This is a genomic window from Tenacibaculum ascidiaceicola (genome assembly GCF_047470925.1).
GTDB lineage: Bacteria > Bacteroidota > Bacteroidia > Flavobacteriales > Flavobacteriaceae > Polaribacter > Polaribacter discolor.
In genome coordinates, this window is sequence record NZ_JAZKJP010000004.1 from 396,858 (window position 1) to 423,532 (window position 26,675).

General features: G+C 31.1%; 28 protein-coding genes. 27 read left to right on the forward strand and 1 reads right to left on the reverse strand.

What is annotated here, in order from left to right; all coding sequences use genetic code 11:
* Positions 1-18 precede the first annotated feature (18 nt).
* From VBY68_RS03765 to VBY68_RS03865, 21 genes are all read left to right on the forward strand, one after another.
* Positions 19-2,964 carry an amidohydrolase family protein gene (locus VBY68_RS03765; RefSeq protein WP_415268917.1) on the forward strand — a complete coding sequence of 982 codons (2,946 nt, stop codon included), beginning with the start codon at positions 19-21 and terminating at the stop codon, positions 2,962-2,964.
* Positions 2,965-3,103: 139 nt separating this feature from the next.
* Positions 3,104-4,348, forward strand: coding sequence for an amidohydrolase family protein (locus tag VBY68_RS03770; protein WP_415268918.1), 1,245 nt, complete (start codon positions 3,104-3,106; stop codon positions 4,346-4,348).
* A gap of 489 nt (positions 4,349-4,837) precedes the next feature.
* Positions 4,838-5,632 (forward strand): TrmH family RNA methyltransferase, encoded by a 795-nt coding sequence (locus VBY68_RS03775; RefSeq protein WP_415268919.1) that lies wholly within the window; start codon positions 4,838-4,840, stop codon positions 5,630-5,632.
* A 206-nt stretch (positions 5,633-5,838) separates the two neighbouring features.
* On the forward strand, positions 5,839-6,177 hold the full coding sequence (locus VBY68_RS03780; protein WP_415268920.1) for a hypothetical protein: 339 nt from the start codon (positions 5,839-5,841) through the stop codon (positions 6,175-6,177).
* 157 nt (positions 6,178-6,334) lie between these two features.
* Positions 6,335-6,964: a hypothetical protein gene (locus tag VBY68_RS03785; RefSeq protein ID WP_415268921.1), complete on the forward strand. Its 630-nt coding sequence runs from the start codon at positions 6,335-6,337 to the stop codon at positions 6,962-6,964.
* A gap of 341 nt (positions 6,965-7,305) precedes the next feature.
* Positions 7,306-7,815 (forward strand): hypothetical protein, encoded by a 510-nt coding sequence (locus VBY68_RS03790; protein WP_415268922.1) that lies wholly within the window; start codon positions 7,306-7,308, stop codon positions 7,813-7,815.
* A 164-nt stretch (positions 7,816-7,979) separates the two neighbouring features.
* The gene (locus tag VBY68_RS03795; RefSeq protein ID WP_415268923.1) at positions 7,980-9,296 is read left to right on the forward strand and encodes a gliding motility protein GldB-related protein; all 1,317 of its coding nucleotides are present in this window, start codon (positions 7,980-7,982) and stop codon (positions 9,294-9,296) included.
* 158 nt (positions 9,297-9,454) lie between these two features.
* Complete coding sequence (locus VBY68_RS03800; RefSeq protein WP_415268924.1) at positions 9,455-9,850, forward strand: hypothetical protein; 396 nt, start codon at positions 9,455-9,457, stop codon at positions 9,848-9,850.
* Positions 9,851-10,013: 163 nt separating this feature from the next.
* A complete protein-coding gene (locus tag VBY68_RS03805; protein WP_415268925.1) occupies positions 10,014-11,744 on the forward strand; it encodes a DMP19 family protein in 1,731 nt (576 codons plus the stop codon).
* 201 nt (positions 11,745-11,945) lie between these two features.
* Entirely contained in the window at positions 11,946-12,788 is an 843-nt protein-coding gene (locus VBY68_RS03810) for a tetratricopeptide repeat protein (RefSeq protein ID WP_415268926.1), read from the forward strand.
* A 156-nt stretch (positions 12,789-12,944) separates the two neighbouring features.
* The gene (locus VBY68_RS03815; protein WP_415268927.1) at positions 12,945-13,484 is read left to right on the forward strand and encodes a hypothetical protein; all 540 of its coding nucleotides are present in this window, start codon (positions 12,945-12,947) and stop codon (positions 13,482-13,484) included.
* A gap of 63 nt (positions 13,485-13,547) precedes the next feature.
* Positions 13,548-14,156 (forward strand): SMI1/KNR4 family protein, encoded by a 609-nt coding sequence (locus VBY68_RS03820; RefSeq protein ID WP_415268928.1) that lies wholly within the window; start codon positions 13,548-13,550, stop codon positions 14,154-14,156.
* A 22-nt stretch (positions 14,157-14,178) separates the two neighbouring features.
* A complete protein-coding gene (locus tag VBY68_RS03825) occupies positions 14,179-14,799 on the forward strand; it encodes a Type 1 glutamine amidotransferase-like domain-containing protein (RefSeq protein ID WP_415268929.1) in 621 nt (206 codons plus the stop codon).
* Between the two features lie 139 nt (positions 14,800-14,938).
* Positions 14,939-15,229: a YciI family protein gene (locus VBY68_RS03830; protein ID WP_415268930.1), complete on the forward strand. Its 291-nt coding sequence runs from the start codon at positions 14,939-14,941 to the stop codon at positions 15,227-15,229.
* A 41-nt stretch (positions 15,230-15,270) separates the two neighbouring features.
* Complete coding sequence (locus VBY68_RS03835; protein WP_415268931.1) at positions 15,271-16,290, forward strand: alpha/beta fold hydrolase; 1,020 nt, start codon at positions 15,271-15,273, stop codon at positions 16,288-16,290.
* A gap of 257 nt (positions 16,291-16,547) precedes the next feature.
* A complete protein-coding gene (locus VBY68_RS03840; RefSeq protein ID WP_415268932.1) occupies positions 16,548-17,456 on the forward strand; it encodes an alpha/beta hydrolase family protein in 909 nt (302 codons plus the stop codon).
* 48 nt (positions 17,457-17,504) lie between these two features.
* Entirely contained in the window at positions 17,505-18,263 is a 759-nt protein-coding gene (bla, locus tag VBY68_RS03845) for a subclass B1 metallo-beta-lactamase (RefSeq protein WP_415268933.1), read from the forward strand.
* Positions 18,264-18,455: 192 nt separating this feature from the next.
* A complete protein-coding gene (locus VBY68_RS03850) occupies positions 18,456-19,499 on the forward strand; it encodes a DKNYY domain-containing protein (protein WP_415268934.1) in 1,044 nt (347 codons plus the stop codon).
* 82 nt (positions 19,500-19,581) lie between these two features.
* On the forward strand, positions 19,582-20,421 hold the full coding sequence (locus tag VBY68_RS03855) for a hypothetical protein (protein WP_415268935.1): 840 nt from the start codon (positions 19,582-19,584) through the stop codon (positions 20,419-20,421).
* Between the two features lie 112 nt (positions 20,422-20,533).
* Positions 20,534-20,929, forward strand: coding sequence for a VOC family protein (locus VBY68_RS03860; RefSeq protein WP_415268936.1), 396 nt, complete (start codon positions 20,534-20,536; stop codon positions 20,927-20,929).
* 155 nt (positions 20,930-21,084) lie between these two features.
* Positions 21,085-21,903, forward strand: a complete 819-nt coding sequence (locus tag VBY68_RS03865; RefSeq protein ID WP_415268937.1) for a hypothetical protein — start codon at positions 21,085-21,087, stop codon at positions 21,901-21,903.
* 90 nt (positions 21,904-21,993) lie between these two features.
* On the opposite strand, the gene VBY68_RS03870 is transcribed toward VBY68_RS03865, so the two are convergent.
* The gene (locus VBY68_RS03870; protein ID WP_099214249.1) at positions 21,994-22,836 is read right to left on the reverse strand and encodes an AraC family transcriptional regulator; all 843 of its coding nucleotides are present in this window, start codon (positions 22,834-22,836) and stop codon (positions 21,994-21,996) included.
* 99 nt (positions 22,837-22,935) lie between these two features.
* Between VBY68_RS03870 and VBY68_RS03875 the strand changes: the two genes are divergently transcribed.
* The 6 genes from VBY68_RS03875 to VBY68_RS03900 are packed head-to-tail and all read left to right on the forward strand — an operon-like array spanning position 22,936 to position 26,636.
* Positions 22,936-23,919 carry a polysaccharide deacetylase family protein gene (locus VBY68_RS03875; protein ID WP_415268938.1) on the forward strand — a complete coding sequence of 328 codons (984 nt, stop codon included), beginning with the start codon at positions 22,936-22,938 and terminating at the stop codon, positions 23,917-23,919.
* Positions 23,920-23,929: 10 nt separating this feature from the next.
* Positions 23,930-24,817 (forward strand): SMP-30/gluconolactonase/LRE family protein, encoded by an 888-nt coding sequence (locus VBY68_RS03880; protein ID WP_415268939.1) that lies wholly within the window; start codon positions 23,930-23,932, stop codon positions 24,815-24,817.
* A 4-nt stretch (positions 24,818-24,821) separates the two neighbouring features.
* Positions 24,822-25,289 carry a cupin domain-containing protein gene (locus VBY68_RS03885; protein WP_415268940.1) on the forward strand — a complete coding sequence of 156 codons (468 nt, stop codon included), beginning with the start codon at positions 24,822-24,824 and terminating at the stop codon, positions 25,287-25,289.
* Entirely contained in the window at positions 25,290-25,712 is a 423-nt protein-coding gene (locus tag VBY68_RS03890; protein WP_415268941.1) for a DoxX family protein, read from the forward strand.
* A gap of 14 nt (positions 25,713-25,726) precedes the next feature.
* Complete coding sequence (locus VBY68_RS03895) at positions 25,727-26,239, forward strand: GNAT family N-acetyltransferase (RefSeq protein ID WP_415268942.1); 513 nt, start codon at positions 25,727-25,729, stop codon at positions 26,237-26,239.
* A gap of 10 nt (positions 26,240-26,249) precedes the next feature.
* On the forward strand, positions 26,250-26,636 hold the full coding sequence (locus tag VBY68_RS03900) for a cupin domain-containing protein (RefSeq protein WP_124588919.1): 387 nt from the start codon (positions 26,250-26,252) through the stop codon (positions 26,634-26,636).
* Positions 26,637-26,675: the final 39 nt, after the last annotated feature.

Here is a 26,675-nt window from a genome sequence, read left to right on the forward strand (position 1 = left end):
TAATCAACTCAATTTTAAATGAAAAAAATACTATTCTTACTCTTATCCTTGTGTATTAGTACTTCTTTTGCACAAGAATACTTTCCTACCAATACAGGAGTAAAGTCATCCAAAAACAATGTGTACGCTTTTACCAATGCTACCATTTATGTTACTCCTACTCAAGTAGTAAAAAAAGGAACACTACTTATTAAAGACGGAAAAGTTGTTTCTGTAGGCAAATCGGTTAACATACCTAACGAAGCACAAGTAATTAACTTAGATGGGAAATCTATTTATCCTTCTTTTGTAGATGCTTATTCAACCTTTGGTATTGCAAAACCTAAACGTGAAAGTGGTCGTGGTAAAAGACCACAATACGATGCTGGTAGAAAAGGATATTACTGGAACGATCATATTCGTCCTGATGTAGACGCTTCTGCTGAGTTTAACTTTGATGCTAAAAAAGCTAAAGAATTATTGTCTTTAGGTTTTGGTGCTGTTAATACACATCTAGAAGATGGTATCATGCAAGGTAACGGAGTTTTAGTTGCGTTAAACCCTAATAGTTCTGATGCTTACAGAATATTAGACAAACAATCAGGAAACTACTTATCGTTTTCTAAAAGTGCTAAATCACGTCAAAGCTACCCTACTTCACGCATGGGAGCTATGGCACTATTACGTCAAACTTATTTAGATGCCGATTGGTATGCTAAAGGAAATACAAAAAATACCGATTTAGCTTTAGAAGCCTTAAATAATAAAAAAGAGTTACCACAAATATTTAATGCTGGTGGATACTTAGATAATATACGTGCCGACAAAGTTGGTGATGAGTTCGGAATTCAATATACCATTGTAGGTGGAGGAAATGAATATGAAAGAATCAATGATATTAAAGCAACCAATGCTACTTATATTCTTCCTATTAATTTTAGAAAGGCATACGATGTATCTAACCCTTTCTTAACAGATAAAATTGCGTTGAGTGATATGCGCTCTTGGAATCAAGAACCAGCAAATCCTTCAATTTTAGCAAAAAACAATGTTCCTTTTGCTTTAACTACCTATAAATTAAAGAAAGTAAAAGAGTTTAATAGCAATCTTCAAAAAGCTATTACTTACGGATTAGATAAAACTACTGCCTTAAAAGCGTTAACTACAGTACCTGCTCAAATTTTAAAAAATGACAAAGTTGGTAACTTAAAAGCAGGTAGCTATGCTAACTTTTTAATTACCTCTGGTGATATTTTTGATAAGCAAACTACTTTATATGAAAACTGGGTACAAGGTGATAAAAACACCATTAACTCAATGGATATTAAAGACATTACAGGTAAGTACACATTAACAGTTAACGGGAAATCGTACGATATGACGATTACTGGTAAAGGTGCTAAACAAACAGTTACTTTAAAAAGTGGTGAAACAAAAATAAATAGTAAATCTTCTTTTAGTAACGATTGGTTGCATATAACTTTTAAAGATGGTGACAACTATACTCGCTTAACAGCATTTGTAAAAAACAAACAACAAATTACAGGTACAGCTACCGACAATAACGGAAACGAAAGTTCTTGGAGTGCTACCTTTACAGGAAAAGCTGATGCTAAAAAGAAAGACAACAAGAAAAAAGACAATACTCCTGAAGTTGTTGCTGTTTCATATCCAAACATCGGATTAGGAAACTCTACAGTACCACAAAAGGAAACTATTTTAATTAAAAATGCTACGGTATGGACTTCAGAAAACAACGAAGTACTAAACAATACTGATGTATTAATTAAAGATGGTAAAATAGCCAAAATAGGCACCAACCTATCTTCAAGAGGTGCAAAAGTTATAGACGGAACTGGTAAGTATGTAACCGCAGGTATTATTGATGAACATTCACATATTGCTACTTCAGCAGTAAACGAATCAGGTCATAATTCAACGGCTGAGGTTACTATTGAAGACGTTATCAACCCTAACGATGTAAATATTTACAGAAACATTGCAGGTGGTGTTACTTCTATTCAAGTATTACATGGTTCTGCCAATCCAATCGGTGGACGTTCAGCAATTATCAAACTAAAATGGGGAGAAAATGCTGACGGAATGTTATACAACAATACTCCTAAGTTTATCAAATTTGCCTTAGGTGAAAACGTAAAACAATCTAACTGGGGAGATTTAAATACCATTCGTTTTCCTCAAACACGTATGGGAGTTGAACAAGTATATATTGACTACTTCCAGAGAGCAAAAGAATACGATGCTAAAAAGAAAAGCGGACAGCCATATCGTAAGGATATTGAGTTAGAAACCTTAGCAGAAATTATTAATAAAGAACGTTTTATTTCTTGTCACTCATACGTACAATCAGAAATTAATATGTTGATGAAGGTTGCAGAACAATTCAACTTTAACATTAATACGTTTACACACATTTTAGAAGGATACAAACTAGCCGATAAAATGAAAGAACACGGAGTTGGTGGTTCTACTTTTGCTGACTGGTGGGCTTATAAATACGAGGTTAACGACGCTATACCATACAACGCTGCTATTATGCACAACCAAGGTGTTACCGTTGCTATTAATTCTGATGATGCAGAAATGTCTCGTAGACTGAATCAAGAAGCTGCTAAATTAATTAAATACGGAGGTTTAAGCGAACAAGAAGCTTGGGCTACTGTAACTATCAATCCCGCAAAACTATTACACTTAAACGACCGTACAGGAAGTATTAAAGTAGGTAAAGATGCCGATGTAGTTGTATGGAGCGGAAATCCACTTTCAGTATATTCTAAAGCAGAAAAAACAATTATTGACGGAGCTGTTTATTTTGATATTGAAAAAGACTTAGAAAAGCGTAAAGCTATTAAAGCAGAGCGTGCTAAGTTAATTAACATGATGTTACAAGAGAAGATTAAAGGAGGTAAAACACAAGCTCCTAAAAAGAAAACTCAGAAATTATTTCACTGTGATACAGAATAATCCTCACAGAGAAATTTAGTAAGATTAACTACTGTTTGTTTTAACAAACTACAAGTACAAACTAATAGTAACAAAAATTTAAAACGTGAAAATTAAATATATATATAACATATTATGCTTCTTATTTATAGGAAACATAATGGCGCAACAAACACCAGCACCCAAGCAAACCGAAGCTTATAGTATTGAAGGTGCCACAGCACACTTAGGAAACGGAAAAGTGATTGAGAACTCTTTAATCATGTTTTCAAACGGTAAAATTAAGTTTGTAGGAAGTGCTAATATGAGAATTGCCCGTATGGGAACTGTTATTAATGCCAAAGGAAAACACGTATATCCAGGATTCATTGCAGCAAACACCTCTTTAGGTTTAGCTGAAATTGATGCTGTACGTGCAACGAGAGATTTTGATGAGGTAGGTTCTATGCTACCACACATTCGTAGTATTATTGCTTATAATGCAGAAAGTAAAGTGGTAGAAACCATGCGTCCTAACGGAGTATTAATGGCACAAATTACCCCACGTGGTGGAGTTATTTCTGGTACCTCTTCGGTAGTACAATTAGATGCTTGGAACTGGGAAGATGCTACTATTAAAACCGATGATGGTGTTCACATGAACTGGCCTCAAGTATTTTCGAGAGGTCGTTGGTGGATGGGTGAAGATCCAGGATTAAAGCCTAACAAAAACTATCAAAAAAGCATTGATAAGCTTAAAGAATTTTTCGCCAATGCAAAAAGCTACCTAGCAGGTAACAAAGCACCTAAAAATCTGCCGTACGAAGCTTTACAAGGAGTTTTAAACGGTACGCAAAGAATGTTTGTACACGTATCAGGAGAAAAAGGAATTACTGATGCTGTAAATATTTGTAAAGAATTAGGCGTTAAAAATATCGTGATTGTTCGCGGACAAGAGGCTGAAAAAGTTGCTGACTTATTAAAAGCAAACAATGTACCTGTTATTTTAGAACGTGCTCACCGTTTGCCTAATGGTGAAGATGCAGATTATGACAGACCTTTTAGAGCGGCTAAGATATTAACCGATGCTGGTATTTTAGTAGGTTTAGGTATGGAAGGAGATATGGAACGTATGAGTACACGTAATTTGCCTTTTTATGCAGGAACTTATGCTGCTTACGGATTAGGTAAAGAAAAAGCCTTACAATTAATTACCCAAAACAATGCTAAAATCTTAGACGTTGATGACAACGTAGGTACTTTAGAAGCTGGTAAAGACGCTACCCTATTTATTTCTGAAGGTGATGCCTTAGATATGCGTACCAATATTTTAAAAGATGCTTTTATTCAAGGTAGAAAAATCAGCCTAGAATCGCATCAAACAAAATTATGGAAGCGTTATGCTAATAAATATAAAAACCAATAAACACCATCCTTAACGAATGAGATAGCAAAATCTTATTATTAGAACTTAAAAACATCATTCCGTAAAAAGAATGATGTTTTTTTATACACGAATAGTAAACTACCTCGGAGCAAATTCTCAAGGCATTTATAGGAAAAAAGTTCTTGATTTTCGAGGCAAGCCTCGGGGATTAAACCCTTTGGCGGTGCCAATAGGTATGCGCTACTGTATGGTAACTTCATACACCACTGTATTATAACACCATACAGTAGTGTCGGGTGACTTCATACACTACTGTATGAAGCTTAATACAAACTAGTACACCCCATATTTTGGTTTTGTTTGAAGATTCAAACAGTAGTATCTGGTGTTAAACAACAATGGTGTTTGGTGTTGGGCAACAGTACTGTTGTTTACCTAACAACAGCTATAGCTAGTAATTATTCTTTTAGTAAGATAGTATTTTATTATAAAACAGAATAGTACTTTTGTATTTAGATATCATAGCAGATGAAACAGATTAGTAGTACACAAAACGCCTATATAAAAGAGCTTTTAAAGCTTCAAGAGAAATCTAGAGAACGTAAGAAGAAAGGATTGTTTTTAGTAGAAGGACAACGTGAAATTTCGTTAGTTGTTAAAGGAGATTATGAAATAGATACCCTGCTGTTTGTTGCTGATATGTTTACCGAAGAAAGTGTAAACAAAATTCTAAATAAGGCTGCTAACTGTATAGAAATAACAAAAGAGGTATACCAAAAGCTAGCCTATCGTGATACTACCGAAGGTATTATTGCTGTAGTGAAAGCTAAAAACTTCGATTTAGATGCTATTGAATTCAACACCACTAACCCACTCGTATTGGTTATGGAAGGTATTGAAAAACCAGGGAATATTGGTGCTATGCTACGTACCGCCGATGCTGCTAATGTGGATGCTGTTTTTATTGCCAACCCTAAAACGGATTTATTCAATCCTAATATCATACGTTCTAGTGTGGGTTGTGTATTTACCAATCAGATAGCTACAGGCACTTCTGAAGACATTATAGCGTACTTACAAGAGCACAACATTAATATTTACAGTGCTACCCTACAAAACTCAAACGAATACCATAAAAACGATTATACAAAGGCCACTGCTTTGGTAGTAGGTACCGAAGCTACAGGGTTAACGCAAGTTTGGCGAGACGAAGCTACTCAGAATATCAACATCCCAATGCAAGGAGAAATAGACTCTATGAATGTATCGGTTGCCGCAGCTATCTTAACTTTTGAAGCCAAACGACAACGTAATTTTATATAATAGGCTTTCTTATCAAAACTGAAATACATCATTTTAACCGTACATTTTTGTACGGTTTTTTATTTTGTTTTATATTGGCTAACACTAATAAAAAAAGAATAAAATTGCTGAAAGCTTCCGCTTACTCTGTCATAAAAGAAGTATAATGGTAGTTTTGTTCTATATACAAACTAGTTGTAACCAATTAAAATAAAGACATCATTACAATGATTATTATTTATAAAAATAGAGGAATTTTGATTCCACTTTTTTTAATCCTACCATTTGTCGGAACTACAATTCTAAGTGGAGTGTTAAAAAGGAATATTGGCGGAATATTTGCCTATGACTATGACTTCCAAATAGTGATGGGAATCGGACTTTTGATTTCAAGTTTATGGACTTATTTAAAAAGTGGAGATTATATAATGATTAATGGTATAAAAGAAAAAATTGAAATGAATAATCATTTCTTCTATATACCAATGAAAACTTGGAGTTATATAATGTTCGCAGGTGGAATTTTGGTGCTTGCTGGAGGATTATTAGAAACATTTTTAAATTAAAAATTAGTTACAACTCCGTATAAAAATAATTGCTTGTTCTCGTCTAATTCTGAAAATCCGAAAGGATTTTCAGTTTGGTCTGTACTTGCAAAGTTAAGTGCTAACCCGCGTAACTACTCATAGTCGAGACTGTTAGGCAACATTTAAAAAATCACTAATGAAAAGAATATTTATAGTCATAATATTATCAATTCCTGTTTTGACATTCGCACAAAATAAAGTGGAATTGAGAGATTTGACTTTTTTCACCCCAACCGAATTTGAATATTTCACTGAACAAGATAGAAAGCTTGATTATGAGAACTTTCACGAAGTAGGAAAAATATATACTGATTCAACTGATTTGGAGAAATTCCCTAAAATCCAATATCAGTATTATGAAATACCTGAATTTGGTCTTGAAAGTTCCAAAAAAGTTCTGACAAACCTAAATCAAGTAATGACAAAAGATATAAATGCCGACACGCTAATTATTAAAGAATCGGAGAACTACTCGTTAGCCAAATATTCGATAATGGGAAAATCATTATTTGAAATAAAGAGTTTGGGTAAAAAAGGTTGGATAAATATTCAATATTTCGATTTGCCAAATAATGATAGTAAAAGCTTTAAAACAGCAAAAGAAATTATTAGTTCAATTAAACATAAACAAAAATATGAATCGGAAAATGATAGCCATATGAAAGAGTCTGAAGAACTTTCAAAAAGAGCATTGATTTTTTTGTCAATTGGGCTATTATTATTTCTGACTCCTAAACTGATTAAAAAAATAAAAAACGTTGCCTAACAATGTATAACCGTAATTACGGCGGATTCATAACTTACTTATTGAGAGCTAAAAAACAAACTACTTTAAACCGTACATTTTTGTGCGGTTTTTTATTTTGTTTTATCTTGGCCAACGCTTAAAAAAGAGAATAAAAATTGCTATAGACTTCCTTTTTTTTTCCAAAACAAGTAAGCTTAGCAATAAATATAAAAGAACAGTAAAGGTACGCTTATACCTCCACTTTTGGCTGTATAACAAAGAACAGTAAAGGTACGCTTATACGTCCCTTTTGGCTGTATAACAATGTATTTTACATCTATATAAACAAGTTAGTAATAATTATAAAGTACGATTAAAAAATGAATATAGAGAAAACATACTATTTGAAAGAAGAAGGGAGATATGTATTTATAGTAATAAATATTATAATTTCGTCTACATTATTTTATTTTGGAATAGAAAATTTCAAAGAACACTTATTCTTCTCTTTAATTCTTTTCTATCTTTTTTATCGAGGAATTAGAAAATTACTGATTCTGATTATAAAGAATGTGCCAATTGTTGAACTTTATGATACTCATTTGAAGTTTGCGTTATATTCAGGTAAATATTCTAATGCTTACAGAAGTTTGTTTGGTAACCATAAATATGTTTTAATAGAGTATTCAGATATTAAAGCGATATACAAGAATAAAAAACTTTTTAATCCAAGTAACCCAAGAACTCAAGGTTTTATTTATTTGAAAGGCACAATTGAAAACAATGAATTAGAAATCCCTACTTTTATAAGAGCTATTGATGGAATTGAAATTATAAATCTTAAACAAAGATTAGATAAAAAAAATGTTGATGTTAAAGAAATGCTATAACTATTACTAACATTATATAAAAATAATAGCGGGTTAGTCGCTAAAACGAAAGTAAGCAAATATAAAAAAGGTCAGAGTTTAACAGAAAAGTTAGTGTATAAAACCCGCTACTATTCTTATACGAGGCCGTTATGTGCAAGCTGACCAAAACATAAAACTAAATAATGAGAAAAACTCTGACTTTACTGATTATAGTAATAACTCTTACAAACTGTATTAACAGACAAAACTTAAATCAAAACGTTATAACATTAGATATTACCAACTGGTGGAATGCATATGATAAAGTAACATCAACCCAAGATTCTACGCTTCAGTTTAAATACCTTGATAGTTTATATTTCCAGAAAGGGACTGTGGGATTGGATGGAATCCGACAAGCAAGGAATTATACACCAGAAGATTACATTAACGCCATAAATAACTATCCAAAATTTTGGTCTTCTATCAGAGAAAATACTCTAAAGGCAAATGAAATTAGCTCTGAATTGGAAGATGGAATCAAAAAATTCAAAACAATATATCCCGAATTAAAACCTGCTAAAATCTATTTCACAATAGGAGCCTTTCGTACAGGAGGAACAACCATAGACAGTTTGGTTTTAATTGGTTCTGAAATATCAATGGCAGACAGCAAGACAGTAACAAGTGAATTTCCCAAAAATTTATCTCACTTAAAATCACATTTTGCCACCAACCCAAACGAACACCTTGTGTTTTTAAATGTTCACGAATATGTTCATACTCAACAAAATCCAAGAGTTTTCAATATTCTTTCCTTAACGCTATATGAAGGCGTAGCAGAATTCGTTGCTTCTAAAGCACTTGGAGTAAAATCACCAAATCCTCAAATTGAATTTGGTAAGAAAAATACCGAAAGAATCAGAGAAGTATATGAAACCGAAATGTTTTATCCTAATAATCTATACAAGTGGTTAGATGGTAACGCACCAAATGAGTTTGGAATGAGAGATTTGGGATATTATGTTGGATATCAAATTTGTGAGAACTATTATAATCAGGCCGAAAATAAAACTGAAGCCATTAAAAAAATGATTGAATTAGATTATTCCAATGAAACTGAAATTGAAGATTTTATTAAAAATGCCAACTTTTTCTCTGCACCGCTAGAGGAACTTTATAAAACGTTTGAAAGAAATCGCCCAACTGTTATCTTAATCAAACAATTTGAAAATAATAGTCAAAATGTTAGTCCAAAAATCAAGGAAATAACAATAGAATTTTCGAAACCTTTAAACGGACAAAACACAGGAGTAGATTTTGGTGATCTAGGGCAAGATGCTTTTCCGAAAGGAACTCTTAACGGCAGACATTGGTCAGAAAATAATAAATCTTGGACAATTCCAGTAGAATTAGAACCTAACAAAGACTATCAGATATTAATCTCAAATAACTTTAGAACAGAAGATGATATTCCTTTGAAACCATACTTAATAGAATTTAAAACAGGAACTGAATAAAGCCAGCACATAACACGGTGTATAAGTAATAGCGGTTTAAGTGCTAAAATGAAAATATAAACCTAAAACAAAGGTCAGTATAAAACTGAAAAGTAAGTGAGTAGAAATCCGCTACTACTCATACACGACACCGTTGTAAATAATTTAAAACATAAGAAATGAAAAAAAGAATTTTAATGATTATTACTGTGAGTGTATTTTTTGTATCATTCGTAAATGCACAAAAAATTAAAATAAAAAAGAACACTGTCTATGTTGACGGAATAGAGTGCTTGAAAATCTCTGGAGATTCAAATAATGTAAGTTTCTCTGATATAAATGGAAATGAATTGTTTTTTTTAAAATTCATTCACAATAGTCGTTATACATCATTATATACTAAAGTAACCTTTTTTGAAGAGGATATGTCTTTTACTTCTTCGTCGTATATATTCACTAAAAAACTTTTAATCAAAAAATTAACTTCAGATGGAACTCTAAAAGATTGTAAACTGATTTCTGAAAAAGTAAAACGGTTTGTTCAAAAATATGATGAAAATGTTGAGATGAATTAGTAACTAAAGCTAACAATGGCTATAAGTAATTGCTTGTTCTCGCTTACGTCTGAAAATCCTCGCGGATTTTCAGCTTGGTGTGTACTTGCAAAGTTAAGTGCTAAACCACGCAACTACTCATAGCCGATCATCCGTTAGCTATAATGTCAACGAAACATCGCGAATGAAAAGAATTCTTACCATTGCAATAATAATTATGAACTTATTAAATCTGTTTGGGTGTAAAGCTCAAAACGAAAATGACCCTTATTGGGAATTTAATAAAACTGTGCATTTCCGACCTGAATTAAATAAAGCCGAATTCTTCAAATTAAGTGGGTTTGATTTTGGCTGGTTTGTACTTGAGCCAATATCAAAATTTGTAAAGGACAAAGAATACGAAATTGAACGTGGCAAATCTTTATCTTACGGACAGAAAGCACTTTATTATTGGTGGTATTTAGACGCTCAAGTTACAAATGGTGGATTTGTTCAATTCTACTACAATGGTTATGAACCTTATGTGCCTACAATAATAAAAGGATTAGAACATATTGGAGATACTGAAATGGCTAATCTGATCAAAAAAGCAGATAAAATTTATCAGAAGAATAAAAAGTTAATGGACAAAGCACAAGAAAGTGATTTGTTTGGAAGCGATCTCTATGATAGACTAGACAAAATGTCTTTACTTGATGACGACTACTATGAAATCAATGAAAAGACAATGTCCTTAATTGAAGCTTACATTCGTGAAAACCCTAACGAAATTTGTCTTGACGAAGATGGGGAAGAATTTGACATGAATTTTTCTGGTCTTTGCAAGACCTTCTATGATAACAAAACAATAAAGGAAGAGTTTCAGCTTCAAAAAGGTGTGATAAATGGAGAATTTAAATCCTTTTATGAGAACGGTAAACCAAAAGAAATAATTCAATTTTCTAACGGTCAAAAAACTGGTGAACTTAAAGAGTTTTATAAAAATGGACAGCTTAGAAAAGAAGTTACTCGTAACTCGACCAAAGGTTTAAAAGAGCTAAAACATTTCTTTGAAAATGGTCAGCAATCAAAATTGGAATATCGAGACGCAGACGATAACAAAAAAGGCGACTATAAAGAGTGGTATGAAAATGGACAATTAAAAGAACATTCAACAAATATTGGTGAAACCAAAAGGAATGGGTATAGAGTTGAATATTGGTCTAATGGAAATAAAAAAATAGAAGTTGATTTCAAAGAAGGAAAAACCTTTTGGAAAAATTATTGGAATGAAGATAGCAAACAAACCTTAATTGATGGAACTGGAATTTGTATTACCGAGTGGAGTTCTTTTAAAAGTGTTACAACTTATGAAACAGAGTACAAAAACTATCTAAAACATGGAAAATCAAGAACAATTCGAGAGGGTATTGTGAGTTTAGAACAAGAATTTCAGGAAGGTAAGGAAGATGGAATAACAAAAAGTTACTATAATAACGGTAGTCTAAAAGAAGAAACTTTGTATAAAATGGGAGAGGTAGTTTCAAAAAAAGAGTTTGCAATTTTTGAGAATCCAGTAGTTGTTACTTCAATTATATGTGAAATGGAGGATGAATGGTTAATTAATCGTGAGCTTGAGATTGCTGATTCTTATCCAGTCATACTTAATAAAGATGTTTTGGAAAAAGGCTTTAAAGCTGATATTTCTGTTTTTGATGGCTATCCACAAGACCACGAATTAAGCTATAGCTATTTTGTTGAGATAGATAAAGATGGAAAACCAATAAAACTAGACTTCTTAGTTGCTGATAATGGTTTCTTGACGACTGAAGTAGAATCAAGTATTAAGAAAATGAAATTCAAACCTGCTAAAAAAAATGGAGAAAACATTAATTCTTACTTGATTATTAAACATAAATTAAAACTTGGAGAATAACACTATAGCTAACACTAAATATAAGCAATAGCGGTTTCTGCGGGTATTTGAGCGGTTGTGGCTCTATTCAGCCCCGCCAAATCTACCGATTTGACTATTTAATTTTGTGTAGCTTTGGCTACTTTATAACTTGATACGAAACCGCATTAAAGTCCGCTACATGCTCATATTATTAACGTTGGCACCAATTAAAAAAAAGAAATGAATAAAATTTTAGCAATAGCAATCCTATTAATAACGACTCAAAATTTAATTGCTCAAACTGTGCTGGAACTGAACTCTGAAGGAGTTGAACTTGCGAAAAAAGGAAAAATAGATAAAGCATTTTCAATTTTTGAAAAGGCAATAAAACTTTATCCTGATTTGCCAGGACCATACTCGAATCGAGGAAACGTGTACCGAATGAGAAAACAATATGAATTAGCTATATCTGACTATTCTAAATCTTTAGAATTAAATCCTGACAATTTAAGCGTCCTTTATGCAAGAGCGAACACCTATATAGATAATGGAAATTTTGAAATGGCAATATCTGACTATTCGAAAATAATTGAAAAAAAGCCTTCTTTCTCTGATATTTACTTTGATAGAGCCTACGCAAATATAAGGTTAGAAAAGTATGAGAATGCGAAAACAGATTTAGAATCACAATTAGAAAGAACACCAAAAGATTTCAAATCATTAGCTAATCTGATAAACATAAAAAAGAAATTAGAATTGTTTGATGAAGCATTAGTGGATTATCAAAAAATAGTGACTGAATTTCCAAATCAGCCAAACCTTCATATTCTTTATAACAATTGGGCAAGTCTTTATAGAGAAATTGAGAAACCAAAAAAAGCATTATCAAAAATTAATAAAGCCTTGAAGTTGAAAAAGAACTATGATATTGGACTTTTCAATCGAGCAGGCATTTATTTGGAACTTGGCGAGGAAAAAGATGCTTGTAAAGATTTTAAGAAAGCGCTTAAGTTAGACCTTGAAAAAAATGAGCATTTTGAAGCCGATGAAGATTTTGATAAACTTAAAAAATTATGTGAATAAAAACTGGTGCCAACAATGGCTATAAGTAATTGCTTGTTCTCGCTTACGTCTGAAAATTCTCGCGTATTTTCAGTTTGGTGTGTACTTGCAAAGTTAAGTGCTAACCCATGTAACTACTCATAACCTAGACCGTTGTAGCACATTTAAGAAAACCCTATGGCAACATACCAATTTCTAACCTTTATACTTCCAAGAAAGTCAATTGAAAACAAATATGGCGAAATTCCAAAACAGCTTGAAGTTAAACACGTTGAATGGGAAAAGTATTGGAATATGGAACTGAATAAAGCACCAGAACCTGAATTTGAAGATGCGATTTCAACAAAATGGTGGAAAGGAATCCAGATTAACATTACGGAATTAAAAAATGAAATTGACAAAATTATTCCAAGAGCTACGTGGAATAATGAAAGTTGGAAAATTGAAAACGGAGAAGTTGACCACGATTTGAGTATTGACTATAATGAAAAAGAGAATTTTATAGAAGATTTTAGATTTCGGACTGATTTAAGAGATTCGAAACTGGATTTCTTAAATTCAATGTTGGAATTATGCAACCGAAATGATTGGATTTTAATGGATGAAAACGGAAATTTAAGCGAACCAAAAATTGAAAGTTTAGCTGAATTAATTAAAGAATCTCGAGCTCATATATTTATTACAAATCCAGAAGAATTTTATAACACTTTAAAATAAAAAACGTGCTACAACACCGTATAAAATTAATTGCTAGTGCAAACCAACTATAACAAAATAAATATGAATACAGTAATTGAAAAATATATAAACGGACTTAAAAAAGCATATTTAGAAAATAATGGACAGGAGGATTGGGAGCATTTTGAAAAAGTTATACACGGCGCTGAAAAAGTAAATATTGATAGGTTAAAACAAATTTATCCTGATATTCCAGATACTTTAATTAACTTACTTGAATACGTTGATGGAACATATTGGCGGAAATATGGAAACGAGGAAACCTCCTTTTTTATTTTAGGTTCTGATGTTAATGAATACCCCTATTACCTATTATCTTCTAAAGAAATAGTTGAAAATCAAAGTAAAGCAAAAGAATACTATTCAGATTATATTGAAAGAAAATACGAAGGAGTTGATATAGACGAAAAAATAACCAATAATTCGGAGGTTGTTAAGTGGCTTCACTTTTCTGATTGTATGAATAATGGCGGAACTTCTCAATTATTTATAGATTTCAGTCCTTCTGAAAAAGGAAAAAAAGGACAAATAGTAAGGTTTTTGCACGATCCAGATGAATTCAAAGTAATAGCCGATAGCTTTGACGAGTACTTAGAAAAATTAATAAATAATGACTATAACTTTATTAATGAAGATATAATGGAGTTTTAAATAACAAAACGCTAAATAAAAAATGACAAAACTTTTCCTTTCTTCATCGTTTGTAGATGTTTCTGAATTTTTGGAACCATTTCTTGGAGAAGAATTAAAAAATAAGAGAATAACATTTATTCCAACAGCAAGTGTTCCTGAAGAATATAAAGCCTATGTTACAAATGATAGAAAAGCATTTGAAAAACTCGGGATTATAATTGAGGAATTGGACATTTCCAATACTGGCACAAGTCAAATTGAACAAGTAATCAAAAAAAATGATTTCATCTATATTTCAGGAGGAAACACGTTTTATCTGCTTCAAGAATTAAAAACCTCTGGAGCTGACAAAATCATACTTAAAGAAATAAAAAAAGGAAAACCATACATTGGAGCTTCGGCTGGTTCTATTATTATGTCGAAAAACATAGAATATGTTGAGAAAATGGATGACAAAGTAAAAGCAAAAAATCTGGATGATTACAATGCTTTGAACGTTGTCTCATTTTACACATTGCCTCATCATACGAACGAACCTTTCAAAAAATCGGTCGAAGAAATCATGGTCGATTACAAAGACAAAATTGATTTAATTCCTATAAGTAACACTGAAGTAATTCAAGTCAATGGAGAGAATATAAAAATAATTGGTACAAAATAAGAGCTGTACACAACAAACAATGTATAACCAAAATTACGGCAAGTTCGTGACTTAACTATCAAAATTTAATGCTAGCTAGTGTAACTACTAGTCTATACAGACAGGCAAAAAATTCATAATTGAATAAATAAAACTTTAAATGTTTATAATTAATCTGACTTATAAAACAGAACTAAAAAAAATTGACCACTTTCTTAACGAGCATATTGAATTTCTAAATAAGCAATATGAATTAGGACATTTTATAGCTTCTGGACGAAAAATACCAAGAACGGGCGGAGTAATATTATCAAATGTCAAATCTAAATCTGAATTGGAGAAGATTATAGAAAAAGACCCTTTCAAGAAAAATGAATTAGCAGATTATGAACTGACTGAATTTGTACCGAGTAAAACTTGTGAAGAATTGAAATTCTTAATGGAAGAATAAAGTACGAACACACAATAAGTTTATTATATATAAAAATTACTATGAAATTAATTCTAAAAACTCTCAAATGGATAGGTACATTTTTAGTTGGAATTATACTACTCTTAATAGTATCAGGAGCATGTTACCGTTTGTTTAGTTCAAAACCTGTTCCTCCTGGAAAATTAGTTGATGTCAACGGAACAAAACTTCACATAAGAGCTGAAGGTAAAAAAAACGATTTACCAACTATTATTCTTGAAGCTGGCGCCAATAGTCATACAGATATGCTTCATTGGATTGCAGAAGGATTGAAGAAAAATATGAGAGTAATACGTTATGACAGAGAAGGAAAATGGTTTAGCGAATCAAGTAAGGATAGTATTACATCAGAATTCTATGCGCACCAATTACACGAATTACTTGAAAAAAGTGGAGAAAAACCTCCTTATATACTTATAGGTCATTCTATGGGTGGACCTTACAATCAAATATTTAGAGACCTATACCCAAATGAAGTAAAAGGAATGGTCTTCCTTGACTCTAGTCACCCTGAACAATGGGAACGACTAGCTCAAAAAGAACTGATTCCAAAAGAACAAATTAACTTCGTAAAAATTACTGCTGTTATTTCAGATATGGGAATAAGAGGGATCTATAATAAAATAACTAGCCCTAAAGCTAAAAATGATGGCTTACCTAAAGACAGTCATATCCGTAACCTCAATCTTGCTTCTTATTCAGGTAAGATTTATCACAGATATTTAAAAGAAAACCGCATCAATAAAGATATCCTTGAGCGAGCAGGTCAAGCAAAAAGTTTAGATTCATTACCTGTTTTAGTTTTTACCGCTACTGAACAGTATAGCGAACCTCAAAAAGAAAGATATAGAAAGAATGGTATTGATCCTGACAAACAAATTCAATTATGGTTAGATATACAAAAAGAACTGGCAGAACTATCTACTAACAGTAAACAATTTGTTATTGAAGCAAGTCATGGTACCATAATTACAAAAAAAGAGAATGCTGAGATAATTAATAAAGAAATACTATTAATGGTAGAAAAAATTGAAAAATAAAATCGTAAGTAAAATATTATATAGCCACATTACAATGGATTCAAAATTCACCTATCACAGCTCAAAAACACCATTTTAACCGTACATTTTTGTACGGTTTTTTATTTTGTTTTATCTTGGCTAGCGCTAATAAAAAAACAAAAATTGCTAAAAACTTCCGCTTATCATACCATAAAAGGAATATAACAGTAAATTTATTCTGTATATAAACTAGTGGTAGCAATACATTCTAAATTCAAGTAAGAAATAACCCACTTATGAAACATATCAGTCTCCTTTTACTATTTTTATGTATAACTTTAATTGGTTGTAATAAATTAGCTAAACATAAAAGCATCTCAGTTACTCAAACAAAAGTCGAATCAATAGATTCAATAAAAACAAAAGATGTAACATTTGAGAGTGAAGGGGTTACTTTGGCTGGTACAATTTACACCCCAAAAAAACCTCATGCTTCTGTTGTTATAGTACACGGTTCTGATAGTGTTCCGAGAATGACCAAATTCGCTGAATTATTAGCTAAAAATAACATTTTAGTATTTACTTACGATAAGCGTGGTGTTGGAGAATCAGGTGGAATTTATGCAGGGCCTGAAGTAGGCACGAACAATATTAGTACAGATAATCTTGATTTATTAGCAAAAGATGCAAGTGCAGCTGTAAATTTGATTCAACAAGAAAATAAAAGTCTGCCTATTGGTTTATTAGGTTTTAGCCAAGCAGGTTGGATAATTCCAATTGCTGCAAACAAAAATCCACTTGTAGAATTCATGGTATTGTTTAGTTGTCCTACTATTACAACTCTTGAACAGCTCAGGTTTCAATTTTATACTAATGGAAATTCTGACTTTTGGAAAAATCATACCGAAGAGGATGCCAAACAACACACTAAAAATGATCCTGACAGATACCAATTTAAAGCTACTGACCCTCTAGATGCATTGAGCAATCTTTCAATTTCTGGTCTTTGGCTTTTTGGTGAAAAAGATATTCAGATACCTGCAAAATTGTGCATAGAAAACCTTAATAACTTAAAATCTCAGAATAAACCTTTCGAACATGTTCTATTCCCTGCATTAGGTCATAACACTGGATATTCAGCCTCTAAAGAACCATTTAACATAGCAATGAAATGGATAAAAAGAGAAGCTATAAAATTGCGCTAATGACAATTTGAAGAACTAAATCAAAAAAACACTAATATACATACCTAAATGAAAGCTGTAATAAAAACTTTATTTATAATCTTAATTTCATTAACAGTTACAAGCTGTGACCATAAAAAAAATGATTCTTTTAAATCTAAAGAGGTTTATAAAACTAAAAACCTGATTATCAAGCAAATTTCTAAAAACTCATTTCAACATACCTCTTTTTTACAAACTGAAAGTTTCGGAAATGTTCCTTGTAACGGTTTAATTTTTAGCTATAAGAATGAAGTCATAATTTTTGATACCCCAACAGATAACTCTACCTCAGAAGAGTTAATAAAATGGGTAAATGAAACTCTTGACTCAAAAATTAACGCAATTATTCCAACTCATTTTCATGATGATTGTTTAGGTGGATTAAAGGCATTTCACCAACATCAAATTCCTTCTCATTCATATTATAAAACTATAGAGCTTGCTAAAGAAAATAATTCTGAAGTTCCACAAAACAGCTTTAAAGATTCTCTTATATTAAAAGTTGGTAATAAAGATATTATTGCAAAATATTTTGGAGAAGGACATACGAAAGATAACGTTGTTGGTTATTTCCCTTATGAAAATATTATGTTCGGAGGATGTTTAACAAAAACACTTAATGCCAGCAAAGGAAATTTAGCAGATGCCAATGTTTCAGAATGGTCTAATACTGTTGAAAAGATTAAACTAGAATACCCCAATATAAAAATTGTTGTTCCTGGACACGGAAAATATGGAGATATGAAGTTATTAGACTACACTATTAACTTATTCAAAACTGAATAAAAAAGGCATCAACTAATAATATTCTTTAACAAAACTCTAAAAGTTAAATAAAAAGATTATAGTTATTTAATGAACTTAATTACAAACCATCCTTATATATCAATAATCATAATTATACTTATTTTGAACTCTATAATTAAAAAAATTACACGAGCTAAACATTCCCCACTTGTAAAAGTATCCTTGTTTATCATGGCTATAATTAGCCAAGCCTGTAGTCCTTTTGCTGGCCCCGTTGATAAATCCATTTCAGATTCTTATTACTATTCAAAATCAAAAAGAAATATTTGTTATTCCCCTATGGGAAATTGGTTTGAACTGGGTAATACCAAAATAAATGCAGATGTTGAGAGTTTTAAAGTTTTAGGAAGAGATTTTGGGAAAGACAAAAATCATTTATTCTTTAAAACTCATATTATAGATAATGAAGTAGATACCGCTACTTTCTATGTTGATGATGACAATTACATCTGTTTTGATAAAGACAATGTATATAGAGCTTTAAATTATTTACCTCACGACTTTACTCAAACCAACCAAGAAAAAAAGCATTTATGGAAGGTTGCGAAAGCTAATCCGAAAACATTTCAAAAAATTGATAGCGACTGGTCTAAAGACGACAAACATTATTTTTATAATTACGTGCCTATTGATGTGGATTATAACTCTTTTACTATTTTAAATAAAAGCTTTGCTAAAGACAAAAACCAAGTATATTCTTTAAAAAACTATGAATTGCTAGCTTCTATAATAGATCCTACTACAACAAAAAAAATCAATAGTAGATATATTGCAGATAATAACAATATTTATGATTTTCAAGAATATATAAATGGTGAAAAGGTAGATTCTCTCACTTCTATACCTTACCAAAACATTGATAATTTAACCATATTAGAAGATAAGTTTCTACTATTTGACAATAAGGTAATGTATGATGGAATTATAATTGAAAAAGCTGATGCTTCGTCTTTTCAAATCATTCAATTTCCTTATTCTAGAGACAAAAATCATGTGTTTTATCACGAAAATATTATAGAAAAAGCTGATCCAAAGACCTTTAGTATTTTTGAAACGTCTTATTACTCAAAAGATAAAAATTATGTATTCGTTTATGGAAAACTATTAAAAGGTGCTGATGTAGCTACTTTTGGACCAGTAAATAAAAAACACTCATTATTATATAAAGATAAAAATCACACCTACAGAGGTGATGAAATTGTAAGAGATAACTAAAATTTAGCTTGTTATAAAATAGCTATACAACTCATAATCATTTTTTTTTGTATTTTCATTCCCAATAAAAAATTACAAAACCATGAAAAACTTATTTAACTCTACCCCCCTTACAGTTTTATCTTTTTTAATATTCTTTCTATCATTTTCAGCAACTGCACAAGATACTGCTGATACAGTTATTATGATGGATGGAAAAGAAAGAAAAGGAAAAGTAACAGCCATTAATGATAGTGAAATTACATTCATTTTTACCGGTGAAACCTTAGAATATAAAATCAAACGAGCTGAAGTCAATAAAATTATTTTTGCCAGCGGACGAACTCAATTAATTTCTGAAAAAGCAACAAAACAAAATACTCAAAGTACCTCAAACCTTGTTATTAGAAAAGGTAAAATGGCTGTACTTCCTTTTAAAGTTATAACTAATATGGCTTCAGTAGATAAAGAGGCCATTGGAAGACAAATTCAGACTGATTGTACTAATACCATAAAGAAGGAGTCACCTATGATTGAAGTTATAGACCCTAGAATTGTTAACGCTACTTTAGCTAAAAACAATATTTCTGTTAATCAGCTTGAAACAATGTTACCTAATGAGTTAGCTATTACACTTGGGGTTGAGCATGTAGTTTTTGGTTCTTATGATGTTGAAAACACAGGAACCAGAACCTCAGGATCTACGGTAACTACATACAAATCAAAAAAAGACAGAACTAAGAGAAAAGGAACAGCTATTAGCTCTGGTAGCTCATCTACTTCAGACACATATGACTCTAAGATTACAATGGATATATATAATGATAAAGGCTCTAATATTTACTCTGTTTCTCGTAAACCATTTATGGCTGGTTTAGATAAATACCATAGTACAATTAAGTATTTAATTAAAAGAGCTCCATTTGGTAGTAAGCATAAATAAAATAATAAGCTTTACATTAAAAGCCTCATAGGTTATACTTATACTATAAATAGCTTTTTTTATACAAAGTATCTAAAAAATAAGTAATTTTACTTGTATAAAAAGAGCTATAATGAAATACGGATATACTATACTTTATGTTAAAAACGTAAAAGAAACTATTGACTTTTACGAAAAAGCTTTCGGTTTTACTTCAAAATTTATCACACCTGAAAATGATTATGGAGAATTAATTTCTGGAGAAACAACCATTGCTTTTGCTTCCTATGAATTGGAAAAATCTAACTTTAAAGAAAAAACTGTAAAAGCAAATACATCTAATAAACCTTTTGGAATAGAAATGGCTTTTGTATCAGAAAATATAGAAGTCGATTTTAAAAAAGCCATTGACATGGGAGCTATTGAATTTGAACCACTCAAAGAAAAACCTTGGGGACAAAAGGTAGGTTATGTAAAAGACATTAATGGTTTCTTAATAGAAATTTGTAGCCCTATCAAAAATGAGTAATGTTTTTTAAAAAATTGTTATTGATTATTAAAGGACTACTTGTAGTTACTGCTCACCTTCTAACTATATCTTTTGTAGTTTTTTTATTTTATCTTGGCTACCATTGATTAAAAGAACAAAATCACAAAAAACTTCTACATAGATAATTAAAAATAATGAAAAAAATTACGCTAGTATTACTACTATTAACAATAACATTTTCTTGTAAAACAGAAAAAGCAACTGAAATAATTGTTATAGGAACTCTACATAAACCAGAACCTAATTTTAATTCAGAAACACTCTTTAAAATATTAGAAGACGTAAAGCCTGATTTTATATTGCAAGAATTAGATTCTTCATTTTTCACTTCTAATTTTAGACACAAAAATATTTCTAATAGTAATGAAGATATGGCATCTGAAAAATATGTTAATAAGTATCCTTCAACAAAATTAAGACCTTATGAGTTTGAAGGGCGAAATGAATATAGAATAAACATAGGCTCTCGTCCTACTGATGGCTTAACCACAAAGTTATTAGACAGTTTAAACAAGGCTAATTTATTGTCTCCTACAGAGTCTGTAATTCATAATAAATATAAAGCTCTTTTAGAGCCTTTAATAGTATTAGCTTCTAAATCACCTGAAAACTTTAACAATCCTACAACAGATAGTATTTGTGCCGAAAGACAATATTATCAATATAAAATGTTACCAAAAATAACCAGTGTAAGAGATGAATTTGCTACTCGTTTTCATACCAAACCAAATGGAGAAAAAATAAGTTACCGTGACGGATTTCAGTTGGCTTGTGATTTTTGGGATTTAAGAAATCAGACAATGGCTAAAAATATAATGCGAATTTCAGAACAAAACAAAGGAAAAAGAATTGTTGTACTATGTGGATTCATGCACAGATATTACCTTTTGAGTGAATTAAAAAACCTAACCAAAGGAAAAGATATTATCTTAAAAGAATTTTACGATTATTAAACATGATTTATTAGTAATTACCAATACTCATCTGCTTTTAAATCTACTGCTATAATTAAAAAAGATCAATCACAAATAGCTAAACATTACTTACCCCTGATATTCACTTGGATTTTTGCCCATGTATTTTTTAAACGTTTTATTAAAATGGCTAGAGTCTGTGAAACCTATTTTCTCTGCTATTTCCCCAATACTTAAACTACTTTGCTTTAACAAACTTTCTGCCATTTTTATTTTGGTTTCCATTATATAACGTTTTAACGATATACCAGTGTGTTTCTTTACAAAAACACCAACATAGTTTGGTGACAAATGAAAAGTTTCTGCAATAACATCAACCTTTATAAGCTCTTTATTTTGCACATTTTGTCGTATGTATGTCAATATTAAATTTACTTTATTCTTATCATAAACATGTCCGCTGTTTTTTAATGTAGACTTTAAGTTTCTCGACAATATAATTAACAAAGCTCCAAACAATTCAGACAATACATTACGACTATAGGTTAACGGACTATGCAATTCACTTTTTATTAAATGATAAAGCCTAAAAAGTTGCTCTTTATCTGTTTCGCAACTAATTACACTTTTAGCAACAATGTTCCGATGAAAAATTACTGCATCTAAATTCTTTCTCCAATAAGTACTTGTAGAAAATGTAGCCTTTTCTAAAAACATCTGTTCTGTAAATTTCACCACACCAAATTTTGTTGGCTCACCAATAATAAACTCATGTTCATCTTTTGGAGTTAAAAAAAACAAATCTCCTTCTTTATAATCAATAACACTTTCGTTTAAAACATGTTTTCCACTTCCTTTTAAAACAAAAGTTAACTCAAAAAAATGGTGCTTATGTCTTGGATAGCCCCACTCCTTCTCTGCTTCAAACTCAAATACATCTAAATTCTTAGTAATATAAAAACGTTGTGTCATTAAAATGCTTTTATACAAATATACAATGTATTTATACAACAATACAGCTTAAAACAGCTACTAATTTTGCAATCACAACAGTCAATTAAACAATATAAAATGAAAAATAATAGCATTATAGCATTGGCTATCATAGCGGTAAGTTTAACATTAAATGCTTGTAAAAAAGAGCAAAAGAATACAAGTAAAACAAGTTCTACTTCGACAAAAGCTGTAGCAAAAAAAAGCTATTGGCCTAACGGAGCTCAATTAGTCATTTCTTTTTCAATGCAGTTTGAAACAGGAGGACAACCTGAAGGAGCTGAAAGCCCTTTTTCAGGAAACCCATTACCTAAAGGAAATCCTGATTTGCCTGCTGAAAGCTGGTTTCGTTATGGAGCTAGAGAAGGAATGTGGCGAATGATGGATTTATGGGATAAACATGATATAAAAGTAACCTCTCATGTTGTAGGTGAAGCTGCAATAAAATATCCTGAAATCGCTAAGGCTATGGCCAACAAAGGACACGAAATAGCCGCTCACGGAATTGCTTGGGACGATCAATGGAATTTAAGTTACGAGGATGAACTTGCCTTTGTTAAAAAAGGAATTGACACAGTAGAAGCAATTACAGGAAAAAGAGGACGTGGGTACAATGCCAACTGGTTACGCCGAAGCCCCAACACTCTTAAAGTTTTACAGGAACTTGGCTTTTTATACCATATTGATGATGTAAGTCGTGATGAACCTTTCATTACTAAAGTAAGAGGTAAAAACTTTGTTGTAATGCCTTATACGCTGCGTAACAATGATATTGTAAATATTGCTGGTAAAAACTGGTCACCAGATCAATTCTTATTTCAACTTAAAACAGAATTCGATCAACTTTATAAAGAAGGTGCCTCTAAAAGGAGAATGATGAGTGTGAGTTTACACGATAGAATTGGAGGTACTCCAGCAGTAGTTAATGTTGTAAATCAATTTATTGAATATGCAAAACAACATGAAGGTGTAGTGTTTATGCGTAAAGATAACATTGCTAAAATGGTAATAAACGACCCTAATACACCAATTGATAACGCCGAATTAAAATTTAACAAATAAGAGTACTAACATGAAACATGCAATCTATTTATACCTTGTACTTAGTACACTAACAATTATTAATGCGCAAAACAAATTACCTTTTCAATTAGAAAAAAACTGGGAACTAGAAGGTTTAAAAAATCCTGAAAGTGTAGTTTTTGATAAAACAAACCAAGTATTATATGTATCTAATGTAAACGGCGCTCCTACTAATAAAGATGGTAATGGTTTTATATCTAAAATAAGTTTAGATGGAGAAATAATAGAACTAGAATGGCTTAAGGGATTAGATGCTCCTAAAGGACTTACTATTCACAAAGGAAAATTATACGTTACGGATATTAATACTATTGTTGAAGTTGATATAGCTAGTAAACAAGTCCAACGATTTATAGCCAAAGATGCTACCTTCCTCAATGATATTGTTGCTGATAAAAAAGGAAATATTTATGCTTCTAACACCTTTGGATTTAGTGCTATTTACAAACTCCCAATTAAAGGGGCTAGAAAAGTTGAGTTATGGTTAAAAGATGATAAATTAAACATGCCTAATGGCTTATCTCTATCAAAAAATAACTTAATAGCTGCTGGTTGGGGTATAGATTTAGATGCTAAAACATTTGCTACCAAAACACCAGGACATTTGGTTAAAATCAATTTAAAAACAAAAAAAATCAAACCCTTAAGTCAGCCTTTTGGAAACTTAGATGGACTCAGCGAAACTTTACATGGTTTTTTAATTACTGATTGGTTAACAGGAAGCCTATTCTACTTAAAAAAAGGAAATGATAAAGGGCTACTTGTAATAGACTTACCCCAGGGAAGTGCTGACACTTATTTTGATAAGACTACTAAAACGCTATACATTCCATTAATGTTGAGTCATAAATTATTGAAATATCACTTTAAAAAGTAACATTATGAACATAAAATTAATATTCTTAGGTAGTTTCTTAACTTTTTTCGGACAAATAGCTGCGCAAGAAAATACGATATCTCTAGGTAAAAAAGTAGAAAATATTCAAGTTATAAACTTTGAATCCATGCCACATGATACCATAAGCAAAGGAATTACGCGACAATGGCTTCATGGTGCCAAAGGGCAAATGGCCTATTTTCACTTGAAAAAAGGTGTACATATTCCAATGCACAAACACCCAAATGAACAAATTACCTATATCCTTAAAGGAAAAGTAAAAATTAACACTATTGATAAAGGAAAAAGAAAAACCTATATCATCTCTGCTGGTCAAGTAATTGTTTTTCCAGAAAATGTTTCTCACGAGTTTTTTGCACTGGAAAACACACTTGATTTAGATGTACATGTACCAGTAAGACAAGATTGGTTGACTAATGAGCTACCAGCATATTTAAAGAAAAGTAAATAAATGAAAGCCACACCTAAACAAACAGCGTATGCATTGCTACGTATTACCATGGGAATCATTTTTTTTGGACATGGATTAACAAGATTGCCAAAAATCCCTTCATTCCGTGATTGGATGGTAAGTCAATTTCAAGAAAGTATACTTCCAGACTTTCTTTTATACACATGGGGAAGCATATTACCTTTCATAGAATTTATCATAGGTACATTATTAATTATTGGCTTATTTACTTACAGAACAGCTATTGCTGGTGCTCTTGTTATTGCCATACTTATTCTTGGTTCTTGTTTAATAGAACATTGGGAATGGGCTGGTGCCCAAATGTTATATGCTTTATTTTATTTCTTTATTATAAGTCAAGTATCAGAGAATAAATGGTCTATTGACAACAAACTATCAACATTAAGAGAAAAACATCTGTAAATCATTAATATAAAATGAACTCAAAATATCAAACAGAAAGATTAATTATACGTCCAACAAATACTGAGGATGCTGACTTTATTTTCAACTTATTTAATACTCCTAAATGGATTGAGAATATTGGAAATAGGAATATAGCATCAACTCATCATGCAAAGCAATATATTGAAACAATTATGCTTGGGCAATTCAACCAACTAGGATACTCTAGTTACACTATAATTAAACAATCTGATAATGAAAAAATAGGAACTGTTGGACTTTATGATCGTGAAGGAGTTGATGGAATTGATTTTGGTTTTGCTTTTTTACCTCAATTCGAAGGTAAAGGATATGCTTTTGAAAGTGCTTCTAAAATAAAAGAAGTAGCTGTAAATAAGTTCAAAATTAAAAACCTAGTAGCTATTACACGCCCTAGTAATACTAGTTCACAAAAATTACTTAATAAATTAGGTTTCAGCTTCAAAAAAGACATCATTCTTCCTAAGCATGAGTTTAAAGAATGGTTATTATATGCTATAAACTAATACCCTCCTTATGAAAGTAGAAACAATAAACACAGCTGGCAATTGGTCTGTACATTGGACAGAATCCTTAAAAAAGGCCATTCAATTAGGAGCAAATAGTCATAAAATTGGACAACATTTATTATTAGAAAATAAACGTGTTAAAATATGGTATATTGAACTGGAACCTGGGCAAGCTCTTCCCTTTCATAAACACGACAAACCCTATTTTTATGTTTGTCATACAAAAGGTTGCTCTCGTTCTTATTTTTCTAATGGCTCTATAATTGAAACATATTATGAACCTAATGATATTAAGTATTTAAATAACTTAAACACTAAAAACTTCTTCATACATAACTTGGAAAATATTGGTACCACTACGCTACATTTCACAACCGTAGAGTTTACAGAGTAGCACAATATATTTTTACAAGTAAAACATGAATTTATACAA

Excerpts from the sequence above, each read along its gene's own strand:
- VBY68_RS03765 (WP_415268917.1), top strand. The coding sequence starts at position 19 with ATGAAAAAAATACTATTCTTACTCTTATCCTTGTGTATTAGTACTTCT.
- VBY68_RS03770 (WP_415268918.1), top strand. The coding sequence starts at position 3,104 with ATGGCGCAACAAACACCAGCACCCAAGCAAACCGAAGCTTATAGTATT.
- VBY68_RS03775 (WP_415268919.1), top strand. The coding sequence starts at position 4,838 with ATGAAACAGATTAGTAGTACACAAAACGCCTATATAAAAGAGCTTTTA.
- VBY68_RS03780 (WP_415268920.1), top strand. The coding sequence starts at position 5,839 with ATGATTATTATTTATAAAAATAGAGGAATTTTGATTCCACTTTTTTTA.
- VBY68_RS03785 (WP_415268921.1), top strand. The coding sequence starts at position 6,335 with ATGAAAAGAATATTTATAGTCATAATATTATCAATTCCTGTTTTGACA.
- VBY68_RS03790 (WP_415268922.1), top strand. The coding sequence starts at position 7,306 with ATGAATATAGAGAAAACATACTATTTGAAAGAAGAAGGGAGATATGTA.
- VBY68_RS03795 (WP_415268923.1), top strand. The coding sequence starts at position 7,980 with ATGAGAAAAACTCTGACTTTACTGATTATAGTAATAACTCTTACAAAC.
- VBY68_RS03800 (WP_415268924.1), top strand. The coding sequence starts at position 9,455 with ATGAAAAAAAGAATTTTAATGATTATTACTGTGAGTGTATTTTTTGTA.
- VBY68_RS03805 (WP_415268925.1), top strand. The coding sequence starts at position 10,014 with ATGAAAAGAATTCTTACCATTGCAATAATAATTATGAACTTATTAAAT.
- VBY68_RS03810 (WP_415268926.1), top strand. The coding sequence starts at position 11,946 with ATGAATAAAATTTTAGCAATAGCAATCCTATTAATAACGACTCAAAAT.
- VBY68_RS03815 (WP_415268927.1), top strand. The coding sequence starts at position 12,945 with ATGGCAACATACCAATTTCTAACCTTTATACTTCCAAGAAAGTCAATT.
- VBY68_RS03820 (WP_415268928.1), top strand. The coding sequence starts at position 13,548 with ATGAATACAGTAATTGAAAAATATATAAACGGACTTAAAAAAGCATAT.
- VBY68_RS03825 (WP_415268929.1), top strand. The coding sequence starts at position 14,179 with ATGACAAAACTTTTCCTTTCTTCATCGTTTGTAGATGTTTCTGAATTT.
- VBY68_RS03830 (WP_415268930.1), top strand. The coding sequence starts at position 14,939 with ATGTTTATAATTAATCTGACTTATAAAACAGAACTAAAAAAAATTGAC.
- VBY68_RS03835 (WP_415268931.1), top strand. The coding sequence starts at position 15,271 with ATGAAATTAATTCTAAAAACTCTCAAATGGATAGGTACATTTTTAGTT.
- VBY68_RS03840 (WP_415268932.1), top strand. The coding sequence starts at position 16,548 with ATGAAACATATCAGTCTCCTTTTACTATTTTTATGTATAACTTTAATT.
- bla (WP_415268933.1), top strand. The coding sequence starts at position 17,505 with ATGAAAGCTGTAATAAAAACTTTATTTATAATCTTAATTTCATTAACA.
- VBY68_RS03850 (WP_415268934.1), top strand. The coding sequence starts at position 18,456 with ATGGCTATAATTAGCCAAGCCTGTAGTCCTTTTGCTGGCCCCGTTGAT.
- VBY68_RS03855 (WP_415268935.1), top strand. The coding sequence starts at position 19,582 with ATGAAAAACTTATTTAACTCTACCCCCCTTACAGTTTTATCTTTTTTA.
- VBY68_RS03860 (WP_415268936.1), top strand. The coding sequence starts at position 20,534 with ATGAAATACGGATATACTATACTTTATGTTAAAAACGTAAAAGAAACT.
- VBY68_RS03865 (WP_415268937.1), top strand. The coding sequence starts at position 21,085 with ATGAAAAAAATTACGCTAGTATTACTACTATTAACAATAACATTTTCT.
- VBY68_RS03870 (WP_099214249.1), bottom strand. The coding sequence starts at position 22,836 with ATGACACAACGTTTTTATATTACTAAGAATTTAGATGTATTTGAGTTT.
- VBY68_RS03875 (WP_415268938.1), top strand. The coding sequence starts at position 22,936 with ATGAAAAATAATAGCATTATAGCATTGGCTATCATAGCGGTAAGTTTA.
- VBY68_RS03880 (WP_415268939.1), top strand. The coding sequence starts at position 23,930 with ATGAAACATGCAATCTATTTATACCTTGTACTTAGTACACTAACAATT.
- VBY68_RS03885 (WP_415268940.1), top strand. The coding sequence starts at position 24,822 with ATGAACATAAAATTAATATTCTTAGGTAGTTTCTTAACTTTTTTCGGA.
- VBY68_RS03890 (WP_415268941.1), top strand. The coding sequence starts at position 25,290 with ATGAAAGCCACACCTAAACAAACAGCGTATGCATTGCTACGTATTACC.
- VBY68_RS03895 (WP_415268942.1), top strand. The coding sequence starts at position 25,727 with ATGAACTCAAAATATCAAACAGAAAGATTAATTATACGTCCAACAAAT.
- VBY68_RS03900 (WP_124588919.1), top strand. The coding sequence starts at position 26,250 with ATGAAAGTAGAAACAATAAACACAGCTGGCAATTGGTCTGTACATTGG.